This is a genomic window from Burkholderia lata (assembly GCF_902499025.1).
Classification (GTDB): Bacteria; Pseudomonadota; Gammaproteobacteria; order Burkholderiales; family Burkholderiaceae; genus Burkholderia; species Burkholderia lata_C.
Genome location: NZ_CABVPW010000013.1, coordinates 18,989 through 30,992 on the forward strand (window position 1 = coordinate 18,989; position 12,004 = coordinate 30,992).

At 66.0% G+C, this 12,004-nt stretch carries 10 protein-coding genes; 4 read left to right on the forward strand and 6 right to left on the reverse strand.

Annotation, left to right across the window (positions count from 1 at the left end; all coding sequences use genetic code 11):
• Positions 1 to 100: 100 nt before the first annotated feature.
• Together BDI24065_RS14850 and BDI24065_RS14855 are read right to left on the reverse strand one after the other, a co-directional pair.
• Positions 101 to 829 (reverse strand): DsbC family protein, encoded by a 729-nt coding sequence (locus BDI24065_RS14850; protein WP_175031937.1) that lies wholly within the window; start codon positions 827 to 829, stop codon positions 101 to 103.
• Positions 830 to 923: 94 nt separating this feature from the next.
• Positions 924 to 2,102 (reverse strand): UbiH/UbiF family hydroxylase, encoded by a 1,179-nt coding sequence (locus tag BDI24065_RS14855; protein ID WP_175031938.1) that lies wholly within the window; start codon positions 2,100 to 2,102, stop codon positions 924 to 926.
• Positions 2,103 to 2,349: 247 nt separating this feature from the next.
• Between BDI24065_RS14855 and ychF the strand changes: the two genes are divergently transcribed.
• Positions 2,350 to 3,444, forward strand: a complete 1,095-nt coding sequence (gene ychF, locus BDI24065_RS14860; RefSeq protein ID WP_175031939.1) for a redox-regulated ATPase YchF — start codon at positions 2,350 to 2,352, stop codon at positions 3,442 to 3,444.
• 95 nt (positions 3,445 to 3,539) lie between these two features.
• On the opposite strand, the gene BDI24065_RS14865 is transcribed toward ychF, so the two are convergent.
• The 4 genes from BDI24065_RS14865 to BDI24065_RS14880 form a co-directional block, all read right to left on the reverse strand.
• Positions 3,540 to 4,739, reverse strand: a complete 1,200-nt coding sequence (locus BDI24065_RS14865; RefSeq protein WP_175031940.1) for a M12 family metallopeptidase — start codon at positions 4,737 to 4,739, stop codon at positions 3,540 to 3,542.
• A 302-nt stretch (positions 4,740 to 5,041) separates the two neighbouring features.
• The gene (gene gabP, locus BDI24065_RS14870) at positions 5,042 to 6,436 is read right to left on the reverse strand and encodes a GABA permease (protein WP_175031941.1); all 1,395 of its coding nucleotides are present in this window, start codon (positions 6,434 to 6,436) and stop codon (positions 5,042 to 5,044) included.
• A 416-nt stretch (positions 6,437 to 6,852) separates the two neighbouring features.
• Entirely contained in the window at positions 6,853 to 7,197 is a 345-nt protein-coding gene (locus BDI24065_RS14875) for an MmcQ/YjbR family DNA-binding protein (protein ID WP_175031942.1), read from the reverse strand.
• 81 nt (positions 7,198 to 7,278) lie between these two features.
• The gene (locus BDI24065_RS14880; RefSeq protein ID WP_175031943.1) at positions 7,279 to 8,598 is read right to left on the reverse strand and encodes an MFS transporter; all 1,320 of its coding nucleotides are present in this window, start codon (positions 8,596 to 8,598) and stop codon (positions 7,279 to 7,281) included.
• A gap of 193 nt (positions 8,599 to 8,791) precedes the next feature.
• Between BDI24065_RS14880 and gcvA the strand changes: the two genes are divergently transcribed.
• The 3 genes from gcvA (at position 8,792) to ettA (ending at position 11,973) form a co-directional block, all read left to right on the forward strand.
• On the forward strand, positions 8,792 to 9,709 hold the full coding sequence (gene gcvA / locus BDI24065_RS14885; RefSeq protein WP_175031944.1) for a transcriptional regulator GcvA: 918 nt from the start codon (positions 8,792 to 8,794) through the stop codon (positions 9,707 to 9,709).
• An 83-nt stretch (positions 9,710 to 9,792) separates the two neighbouring features.
• Positions 9,793 to 10,101: a DUF3761 domain-containing protein gene (locus BDI24065_RS14890; RefSeq protein WP_175031945.1), complete on the forward strand. Its 309-nt coding sequence runs from the start codon at positions 9,793 to 9,795 to the stop codon at positions 10,099 to 10,101.
• Positions 10,102 to 10,305: 204 nt separating this feature from the next.
• Positions 10,306 to 11,973, forward strand: a complete 1,668-nt coding sequence (gene ettA / locus BDI24065_RS14895) for an energy-dependent translational throttle protein EttA (RefSeq protein ID WP_175031946.1) — start codon at positions 10,306 to 10,308, stop codon at positions 11,971 to 11,973.
• Positions 11,974 to 12,004: the final 31 nt, after the last annotated feature.

Genomic DNA, 12,004 nt, shown 5'->3' on the forward strand with positions numbered 1-12,004 from the left:
GGCAATCGGTCGGTCGAATACGGCGGCGGAAACGAAGAGAGGCGCCGGCAGATGCGGGCGCCCCTCGCTGGCCGGGCCATGCGGCCCGGCGTGTGGTCGGTTACTTGCTCGAGGCGAGCGCCTGGTTGAGCTGGTCGGCCGACACGGCGCCCGGCAGGCGGCGGCCGTCCGGCAGGAAGATCGTCGGCGTGCCCGTGACGTTCATCCCGCGGCCGAGCGCGAGGTTCTTGTCGAGCGCGGTGGTATCGCAGGTACCGGCGCCGGACGGTGCGCGGTGGTCAAGCATCCAGCCCTCCCACGTTTTCGCGCGGTCGGTCGCGCACCAGATCGCCTTCGACTTCACGGTCGAATCCGGCGACAGCACCGGGTACAGGAACGTGTAGACGGTCACGTTGTCGACCGACTGCAGCGTCGTCTCGAGCTTCTTGCAGTACGGGCAGTTCGGATCGGAGAACACCGCGATCTTGCGGGTGCCGTTGCCCTTGACGACCTTGATCGCATTCGCGAACGGCAGGCTCGCGAAGTCGATCTTGTTGATTTCGGACAGGCGTGCGTCGGTCAGGTTCTTGTGCGTCTTGGTGTCGACAAGATCGCCGAGCAGCACGTAGTCGCCCGCCGCATCGCTATAGATGATCTGCGTGCCGAGGTTCACTTCGTAAAGGCCCGCGACCGGCGCTTTCGACACACTCTTGATCGGCGCGTCGCTGCCGAGGCGGGCCTGCAGCGTGGCTTTCAGCTTGTCGGTGGTCTGGTCGGCCTGCGCGGTGCAGCCAAGCGTCGCCATCGTGACGGCCAGCGCCAGCGACGCGATGCGGATCGTTTTTTTCATCGAAATCTTCCTTCAGCTCAATCGGTGTGCACGGCACAGTGTACGCCGTAACGGAACCGTGTCCGACCGGCGAAGCGGCCGAAGGTTCGATCGATCAGCCGAGCGCGGCCGACACGAGCCAGCGCTTGACCAGCGGCTGCGCGCCGACGAAGGCCATGCCCGCGTTGCGCACGGCCTTCGCGAGCGAGCCCGGCACCGCGAACAGCCGCTGCAGTCCGTCGGTCGCGACCATCAGCGCGCGGATGTCCTCGCGGCGCGAACGCTCGTAGCGACGCAGCAGCACCGTATCGCCGAGGTTGCGGAAGCTTTCCTTGCCCGCGATCGCGTCGGCAAGCGCCGCCACGTCGCGCAGCCCGAGGTTCATCCCCTGCCCCGCGAGCGGGTGGATCAGGTGCGCGGCATCGCCGACGAGCGCGACGCGCGGCGCAATCAGCTTGTCGACCGTCTGCAGCGCGAGCGGGAAGCCGGCGGCCGGCGTCACGCAGTCGAGCGTGCCGACCTGGCCATGGGATACGCGCTCGACCTCGGCCGCGAGCTGCGCCGAATCGAGGGCGAGCAATTCGTCCGCATGCGCGGTATGCGCGGACCAGACGAGCGACACATGGCCGTCCGGCAGCGGCAGCAGCGCAACGATCTCGCCTTCGTGGAACCACTGGTAGGCCGTCTCGCAGTGCGGCAGCGACGCCTTGAAGTTCGCGACAACGCCCGTCTGCCGGTAGTCGCGCCGTTCGATTTTGGCCCCCATTTGCGAGCGCACCCACGAATGCGCGCCATCGGCGCCGACGATGAGGTCCGCTTCCAGCACCTGCCCCGACGACAGCGTGAGCACGGCCGCATCGTCGCGTACGTCGAAGCCCTGCGCGCGCGCATCGAACCACGTGAGGTTCGGCTGGAACCGCAGCGCGGCGTCGAGCGACGCCTCGACCAGCGACGACTCGGCGATCCACGCGAGCTGCGGCACGGAAGCCTGGTACGCGGAGAAATGCAGTTCTGCGTGCGCATCGCCGTACACGCGCATGTCGAAGACCGGTGCGAGCCGGCTGTGATCGAGCGCCTGCCAGACCCGCAGCCGCTCGAGCAAGGCCTGCGAACTGGAGGACAGTGCGTAGACGCGCGTGTCGAATGCGAGATCGGCGGGGCGCGGCGTGGCCGGCCGGGCGAGCAAGGCTGTCTTGTAGCCGGACTGGGTCAGCGCGAGCGCGGCCGTCTTGCCGACGAGCCCGCCGCCGACCACGGCGACGTCGAAGGTATGGTGGGCAGTCATGGCGGGCATTATAGCCGCGGGGCCAAACCCTTACGCGGCCGGACTTTGCGGGAAATCAGCAGAATTGCAGGCCGATGCGGCAGCGCGGCGGCCCGCCGCATCGGCCGTTCGGCGTCCAGCCCGGAATCGGGGGCGTCGGCACGGTACAATAGCGCTTTTGACCGTCGGCCCGCCGCGCCCCAAGCGCCGGCCGCCCTTTTTTCCCGCGCCGCCGTGCCCTGTCCGGCCGCGCCGCCTTACCCGTCCGAAGGATTCCATGAGTCTCAAATGCGGCATCGTCGGCTTGCCCAACGTCGGCAAGTCCACCCTGTTCAATGCGCTGACCAAGGCCGGCATCGCCGCCGAGAACTACCCGTTCTGCACGATCGAGCCGAACGTCGGCATCGTCGAAGTGCCCGATACGCGCCTGAAGGCGCTCTCCGAGATCGTCAAGCCCGAGCGTATCGTGCCGGCCGTCGTCGAATTCGTCGACATCGCGGGCCTCGTCGCGGGCGCGAGCAAGGGTGAGGGCCTCGGCAACCAGTTCCTCGCGAACATCCGCGAAACCGATGCGATCACGCACGTCGTGCGCTGCTTCGAGGACGAGAACGTCATCCACGTCGCCGGCAAGGTCAGCCCGATCGACGACATCGAAGTGATCAACACCGAACTCGCGCTCGCCGACCTCGGCACCGTCGAAAAGGCGCTCGCGCGCTATTCGAAGGCCGCGAAGTCGGGCAACGACAAGGAAGCGGGCAAGCTCGTCGCCGTGCTCGAGAAGGTGCGCGCGCAGCTCGACCAGGGCAAGGCCGTGCGCGGCCTCGCGCTGTCGGACGACGAAGAGGCGCTGCTCAAGCCGTTCTGCCTGATTACCGCGAAGCCGACGATGTACGTGGCCAACGTGAAGGACGACGGTTTCGAGAACAACCCGCACCTCGACGCGGTCCGCAAGTACGCGGAAAGCGAGAATGCGCCGGTCGTGGCCGTGTGTGCGGCGATCGAGGCGGAAATCGCCGATCTCGACGACGCGGACAAGGAAGCGTTCCTCGCCGACATGGGCATGGAAGAGCCGGGCCTCGACCGCGTGATCCGCGCGGGCTTCAAGCTGCTCGGCCTGCAGACCTACTTCACCGCGGGCGTGAAGGAAGTGCGCGCGTGGACGATCCATATCGGCGACACGGCCCCGCAGGCGGCCGGCGTGATCCACACCGACTTCGAGCGCGGCTTCATCCGTGCACAGACGATCGCGTTCGACGACTTCGTCTCGTACAAGGGCGAGCAAGGTGCGAAGGAAGCCGGCAAGATGCGCGCGGAAGGGAAGGAATATGTCGTGCACGACGGCGACGTGATGAACTTCCTGTTCAACGTCTGAGCGTTGTTGCCGCACTGCCCGTAATAAAAAAGCCCGCTGAATGCGGGCTTTTTTCCGATTGCTGCACGGCGCTCAAGCCGTTGCACCAGCCGGAGTCACCTACCGTTGCGCCCTTCCGTGATGCCGTGTTCGATCCAGTGATTGAACCCGAGCGCCCCGTCATTCGCAAAGGTGTTGAACGAGTTCGTGTACTTGAATGCGTCGCGCACGTCCGGATACCGGTTGAAGTAGTTCGTCAGGCTGAATTCTGCCGATGCCTGTCGCTGCTCGGTGAACCCGTTCCGGACCCAGTGGCCCAGCGCGGCACGGTAGTCGTTCCCGAAGGCGCCGCGCAGATCCTCGTACTTCGCAAGGTAATACTGAACGTCGACTTCCCTCGAGCCCTGACGCCCTTCCCGGATCCCGTATGTGATCCAGTGATTGAGCGCAGCCGCGTAGTCGTTGCGGAACGCCTGGTAAAGATCGGGATACCGGCTCAGGTAGTAGGTCACGTCAAACTCGCGGGAGGCCCGCCGCCCTTCCGCGATACCGCTGGTCTTCCAGTGATTGAGCGCGGCCTGATGATCTGCACCGAACGCGTTCCGCAGATCCGGATAATGCGACAGGTAGAACTCGGCATCGAACGCGAAATTGTCATCCCGCAACGGCGCCTTGTAGAACGTCTGCACGGTCTGAAGATCCGTACTGCTCAGGGCACCTGCGCCGTTATAGGTCGGATTGCAGTAGTTCATCACTGAGTTCAGATCCCACGCGCCGATCATGATGTCGCCGTTTGAGCCCTGCGGACTGTCCTTGCAGGTGGCCGTGGGGGTATCTGGACGATTCTGCTCGTGCGCAAACCCGAGGGCGTGGCCGAATTCGTGTACCGCGATCGATTCGATGCACTGCCTGCGCGACGTATCGGATGCCCGACATGCGGGACTCCAGTTCTGGAATGTGAAGTTCAGCGCCATGCCCGTTTCCGAGTTGACAACGAATTTACCCAGCGCACTGGCATACGGCCCGACGTCGGCGATCCGGATGCGAATCGCGTCCCCTGCATTGGCCGACGGGCATTGCCCCCAGCCCGTGAAATACGCTTGCGAATTGCGCGCCCACGTCCGCTCGACCGCCCGCTGAACCCATGTCCGCTCGCTGGCATCCGACGCCGTCGGATTGATCCAGCAGACCGGAATGCGCGGCTGCTTCCAGACTGCTCCGCCGAGTACGTAGCCTTGCTCATCCGCACGACCAAGCCCCGAGACCAGCAGCGATGCCAGCCCTACCCCGATACCCAGCACTCTCAGTGTTTTCATGATGCGCTTCGTCCTGTTGGTTTAAATCGTTATGTCAGGCCGCGACCCCGTTGGAATCGCGGAGGTCAGTCAGGAATCGAATCGCCAGCGACGTCGATACACCGACGCGCCGGTCCGCACCCCAGCCAGAAGCGCGGTGCGGAAAACGTATGTTAGGGAAATGGCATGAATATTACAAATTGCAGACCATACATTCGAAAAACCTGACAGACGAGCACCACGATTGGCCAACTGCAGCCCCCCATGCTCAACAAAAAAGCCCGCATTGCGCGGGCTTTTTGTCGATCCGTCAGGCCATCACGTCACCGCGACTGCGGCACGCGTCCGGTTTTCTTCGTCGAACTCGTCTGGCCGTTTGAATTGAGCCACGATGCCGCCAACACGATCAACGCCAACACAGCCGTCGCCCCCACTTCCATCCGGTGATCCTCGCTCACGAGCATCACGGTCAGCGTGCCGCAGATGAACAGGATCACCGCCCACGTGAGCCACGGGAACAGCCACATCCGCAAAGTCAGGTCCGCACCGCTCGATTCGAGTGTCTTGCGCATCCGCAGTTGCGAGATCGCGATCACGAGATACACGAGCAGCGCAATCGCGCCCGACGTCGCGAGCAGGAAGCCGAACACCTGTTCCGGCATCAGGTAGTTCGCGATCACGGTCAGGAAGCCGAACGCGGTCGACGCGAGCACGGCCGCGCGCGGCGTGCCGGTCGAATCGGTGCGGTGCAGGAATGCCGGCGCATCCTTGCGCTTGGACAGCGAGAACAGCATCCGCGACGCGGTGTACAGCGCCGAATTCAGGCAACTCGCCACCGACACGAGCACGATCACGTCGATGATCGCCTTCGCGTTCGGGACGCCGATCAGCTCCATCGCGCGCTGATACGAGCCGTGCGTCGGCAGCAGCGGATCGTTCCACGGCACGATGGCTGCAACGACGAAAATCGAGCCGAGATAGAACAGCGTGATACGCCAGATCACCGAGTTGGTCGCGCGCACGATCTGGCGTTGCGGGTTGTCCGATTCGGCGGCCGCGATCGTCACGATCTCGGTGCCGAGGAACGAGAACATCGTCGTCAGCATCGCCGCGAGCACCGCGCTCGCACCGTGCGGCATGAAGCCGTCGTGCACAAACAGGTTCGACACGCCCGACACGGCGGGGGCAGGAATGATGCCGACGATCGCCGCGCCGCCGATGCACAGGAACACGACGATCGCGACGACCTTGATCAGCGCGAACCAGAATTCGAATTCGCCGTAGTTCTTGACCGAGAAGAGGTTGGTCACCGTCAGCACCAGCGTGATGCCGAGCGCGAAGATCCAGGTCGCGACGGAGGGGAACCATGCATTGAGGATGGTCGCGGCGGCGGTCGCCTCGATCGGGATCACGAGCACCCAGAACCACCAGTACAGCCAGCCGATCGAGAAACCGGCCCAGTGGCCGATCGCGCGATCGGCATAGGTGGAGAACGAACCGCTGTCCGGATGCGCGACGGCCATCTCGCCGAGCATGCGCATCACCAGCACGACCAGCACACCCGCGATCGCATACGCGAGGATCGACGCCGGGCCGGCTTCCGCGATGGCGTGGCCGGAGCCGACGAACAGGCCCGCGCCGATCACGCCGGCAATCGACATCATCGTCACGTGCCGCTGCTTCAGGCCGGTACCGAGGCCTGTGTTGCTTCCACTCATCTGTCTCTCTCCAAAAAACGGTTCCGGTATGGCCGGGTATCGCGTGAAGGCAGCACGGGGGATTGTGGTTCTTGAGCCGGGCCGGATGCGGCACCTGCACGGGATGCAGGCGCTCAGCCGGATCGGGGGCCGTTCCGGAATGGTGCGCGACGCAGTCTGCGAAGCTGCGAGTGCGATGCGGCGCGCAGGGCGCCGGCGCATCGCGTGCGCCCTTTCCGTCGGCTTTCGTCAGCTGCCTTCGAAGCGAAGGAGTGTAAGCATCAAACGGTTCTTCACTAAGAACCAATTGAAGAATTTCGATGGAACCACTTGTTGCATCGACGTCGATCGATGCAACGCTTGTACCCGTTCGCGGCGGCTCGCGAGCGCTCCGAAAGCACCCGGCGACACGCGGTCAGCCAGACGCAACCGACGCGTCAGCGCGTGCCGTGCGCCATCTCGTCGCGCCATTTGGCGGGGACGACGGCCTGCCATTCTCGCAGAAGCAGGTTTTTCACGGCGTCAGGATGGGCCGCCGACAGTCGCACCAGCACGATCGGCCAGCCGACGTAGTGATCCGTCACGTAATACACGTCGGGTTCCGATTCGATCAGCCACGCGCGCTCGTCGGGGCCGACACCTTTCACGACGAGCGTGTCTCCGTCCTCGCGCAGCCGCGCGAGCATCTTGCCCTTCACCTTGAGTGCGGGCGTGCCGTACGACGTACCTTCCTCGACGCCGCGCCACGCCAGTGCGATCTGCCGGACTTCGTCGAATGTCATGGGGCCTCCCGGCTGGATGCCTTCGGTTCACGATCCGGCCACCCTACCGGAATTCGCGACGGCGCGCCGTGCGAAGCACGCCTATCCGCGCGCCGCACGGGCGGCCGTCGACGCACGCCCCGTCGTCGCGACGATCGCAAAGGCGATCGCATTCGCGGCGGCGCTGGCCAGGATCGGCACGAGATAGCCGCCGCCCGCGTCGTAGATGAAGCCGGCCACGGTCGGCCCGATCAGCGTGCCGAATGCGACGCTCGTATAAAGCACGCCGATGATCCCGCTCACGTTGCGGCCGCCGAAGTAGTCCATCACGACCGCCGGCAACACGGCGACCCAGCCGCCGTAGAACACGCCGAACACGAGTGCGAACGCGGCAAGCGTCGCGACGGTGCCGGCACCGGCCCACGCGACGAGCGCGACGGCCATGCCCGCAAACATCGCGAGCAGCGATGTGCGGCGGCCCAAGCGGTCGGCGAGGCCGCCGAGGAAGAAGCGGCCGGCCGTGCTGCCGACGCCGATCGCGCCGAGCAGCAGCACGGCCGTCGATGACGAAACGCCGTGATCGAGCGCGTACGGCACGAGATGAACGAACGGGACGAACACGCCGAACGAGCAGAAGAGGCATGCCGCGTAGAGGCTCGCGAACGGACGCGACGTGACGGCTTCGCGCACCGTCGCGCCTGCAGACATCGAAGTGGCAGCCGGCTTGCGGCGCAACGCTGCAGCGGACGCCGAAGCGCCCGCCTCACGCCCGGTGACTTTCGCGCCGCCGCCTTCCACGGGCTCATGCGCCGCCTCCCCGTCCGGCAGCAGCCCCCGTCCGCGCGGATCGTTCTCGATCAGCAGCGACATCCCCGCGCCGATCACGACCGCGATCACGGCCAGCGTGAAATATGCACCGCGCCAGCCGACCTGCGCGATCAACACGGACGCGAGCGGCGGCATCACCAGCGTACCGACGCCGATCCCGGCAACCGCGAGCCCCGACGCGAAGCCGCGCCGGCGCACGAACCAGCGCTGCACGGCACCGACGGCCGGCACGTACGCGCAGCCGACGCCGAGCCCGACACCGAGCCCATACGCGACATAGACCTGCACCAGCGTATGCGCGGCGCCGGCAGCCGCGAGCCCGATGCTCGTCAACAGCATCCCGGCGACGGCCAGCCGCCGCGAGCCGAAGCGGTCGGCAAGCGGCCCGCTGACGATGCCGAAACCGAAATACAGGAAGCCGGCGAGCGAAAACACGAGCGAGATCTGCCCGCGCGAAGCGGAGAAATCCCGCTGCAGCGACTCGACGAACGCGCTGAACGTATACGCGCTGCCGAAACCGACGAACGTAACGGCGAACGCGGCCGCAACCACGTACCAGCCGTAAAAAAGGCGCGATGCGCCCGGGCGGTTCATGACGATGCTCCTCTCAGGTTCCACCGGCCGCCGGGCGGCGACAGGATTGCCTCATGGATATAGTTGAACTATGTTGATCGCATCGGCTGCCGGCAGGCAGTCGCGAAGCATGCGATCCGATGCGTCAACGGTACTCGTGCGTATGCATCGTCTCAAACGATATTTCGTCGGACTTTCGATTTAGAAAAACTAAATGAATCGTTCCCGCTTGCCACCTCTCAACGCGCTGCGCGCATTCGAAGCGGCCGCCCGCCACCTGTCGGTGAAGGCGGCCGCCGAGGAGCTGTCGGTCACGCCCGGCGCGGTAAGCCAGATGATCCGCACGCTCGAGACGCATCTCGGCGTACAGCTGTTCGAGCGCGTCAACCGCGGCATCCTGCTCACGGCCGCCGGCCGCGACTACCTGCCGCCGGTGCGCAACGCGTTCCGGCAGATCGCCGATGCGTCGCAGCGCGTGTCGGGCGCCGCCGACAGCGGCGTGCTGACGGTGAGCGTCACGCCGTTCTTCGCATCCGCGTGGCTCGTCCCGCGCCTCGCGCAGTTCCGGGAGGCTTGCCCGGACGTCGACCTGCAGGTCGTCACGAGCCACGCACTGGCGGATTTCTCGCGCGACGGCGTCGACGTCGCGATCCGTCATGGTCTCGGGCGCTACATCGGGCTGTGCAGCGAGCGCCTGCTGACGGTGGAGATCGTCGCGCTCGCGTCGCCCGATCTCGTCGCGCGGCTCGGCATGCCGGCGACGCCCGCCGATCTCGTCGGCTGGCCGCAGCTGCACGACGCCGAGCGCAAGGGCTGGCACATCTGGTTCGGCGCACAGCGGATCGACGATTTCGGCCCGCCGCGCGGCCCCGCGTTCGACGATTCGGGCCTGTTGCTGCAGGCGATCGTCGCCGGCCAGGGTGCCGGGCTGCTGCCGGCCGCGATGGTGCGCGGCGAGCTGGCGAGCGGCCGGCTCGTGCAGCTCGCCGACGTCGCGTGGCTCGACGATTTCGCGTACTACCTCGTCTATCCGCCGCATCACGCGGAACGGCCGAAGGTTGCCGCATTCCGCCGCTGGATCCTCGACGCCGCGCAGGCCGACGGTGCGGCATCGATGTCCGGCGCGGCGTAACGTCACTCCCCCTCACGGCGCAGTTCCTCTGCCGATCGGCTAACATGCGGCCCGAAACCGATAACAACAGACCGAGAGAGACCATGCCTGCCCTGCTCCGCCGCGCGACACGCATCGCGACCTTGTCCGCCGCGCTCTTTGTCGCGTGTGCCGCGTTACCGCCTTCCGCGCACGCCTACCGCGCATCGCCCGGCTACGGCAACGAGGGCGATCTCGACCGCCACGACACGTATCGCAACCGCGACGGCGAAACCGTGCACGCACCCGCGCATTCGAAATCGGGCCGCGTACCCGAAGGCGCGAGCGCGCGCTGCCGCGACGGCACGTACAGCTTCAGCCGTCACCGGCGCGGCACGTGCTCGGGGCACGGCGGCGTCGCCGCGTGGCTGTAGCCTCGGCCAAATGGCCAATCCGGACAGCGGCGGCCGCCCGCCGCTGTCAGCGACACTCGGCGGCGAAGTACAATAGCCGCTCGCGTCGCCGACACGCGGCGACGCCGCCGCGCCCTGCGCGGCACGCTCCGTACCGAATCACCCGACGCCGCCACGCCCGCGCGCTGCGCGGCAGTCTCAACCACTTCTGACTTTCACACCGAAATGGCCCAATACGTTTTCACGATGAACCGGGTCGGCAAGATCGTGCCGCCCAAGCGCCAGATCCTGAAGGACATCTCGCTGTCGTTCTTTCCCGGCGCGAAGATCGGCGTGCTCGGCCTGAACGGCTCGGGCAAGTCGACGCTGATCCGCATCATGGCGGGCGTCGACAAGGACATCGAAGGCGAGGCGACGCCGATGCCGAACCTGAACATCGGCTACCTGCCGCAGGAACCGCAGCTCGACCCGACGAAGACGGTGCGCGAAGCCGTCGAGGACGGCCTCGGCGACCTGTTCCAGGCGAACAAGAAGCTCGAGGAAATCTACGCGGCGTACGCGGAGCCGGACGCCGACTTCGACGCGCTCGCCGCCGAACAGGCGAAGTACGAGGCGATCCTCGCGTCGAGCGACGGCGGCAGCCCCGAGCAGCAGCTCGAAGTGGCCGCCGACGCACTGCGCCTGCCGTCGTGGGACGCCAAGATCGAACACCTGTCGGGTGGTGAAAAGCGCCGCGTCGCGCTATGCAAGCTGCTGCTCGAAAAACCCGACATGCTGCTGCTCGACGAACCGACCAACCACCTCGACGCGGAATCGGTCGACTGGCTCGAGCAGTTCCTGGTGCGCTTCCCGGGCACCGTCGTCGCGGTCACCCACGATCGCTACTTCCTCGACAACGCGGCCGAGTGGATTCTCGAACTCGACCGCGGCCACGGCATTCCGTGGAAGGGCAACTACAGCAGCTGGCTCGACCAGAAGGAAGACCGCCTGAAGCAGGAAGAAGCGTCGGAGTCGGCGCGCCAGAAGGCGATCAAGAAGGAACTGGAGTGGGTGCGCCAGAACCCGAAGGGCCGCCAGGCGAAGTCGAAGGCCCGTATCGCGCGCTTCGAGGAGCTGAACAGCCAGGAATACCAGAAGCGCAACGAGACGCAGGAAATCTTCATCCCGGTCGGCGACCGCCTCGGCAACGAAGTGATCGAGTTCAAGAACGTCAGCAAGGCGTTCGGCGACCGCCTGCTGATCGACAACCTGAACCTGAAGATCCCGGCTGGCGCGATCGTCGGCATCATCGGCCCGAACGGTGCCGGCAAGTCGACGCTGTTCCGGATGCTGACGGGCAAGGAGCAGCCGGATTCGGGCGAAGTCGTGATGGGGCCGACCGTGAAGCTCGCGTACGTCGACCAGAGCCGCGACGCGCTCGACGGCACGAAGACGGTGTTCGAGGAAATCTCGGGCGGCGCCGACGTGCTGACGGTGGGCAAGTACGAAACGCCGTCGCGCGCGTACATCGGCCGCTTCAACTTCAAGGGCGGCGACCAGCAGAAGATCGTCGGCAACCTGTCCGGCGGTGAACGCGGCCGCCTGCACCTCGCGAAGACGCTGATTTCGGGCGGCAACGTGCTGCTGCTCGACGAACCGTCGAACGACCTCGACGTCGAAACGCTGCGCGCGCTGGAAGACGCGCTGCTCGAATTCGCGGGCTCGGTGATGGTGATCTCGCACGATCGCTGGTTCCTCGACCGGATCGCGACGCACATCCTCGCGTTCGAAGGCGATTCGCAGGTCACGTTCTTCGACGGCAACTACCAGGAGTACGAGGCCGACAAGCGTGCTCGCCTCGGCGAGGAAGCCGCGAAGCCGAAGCGCCTGCGCTACAAGCCGATCAGCCGCTGACCGGCACGGCACGGGTGCCCGGCACCGCGGC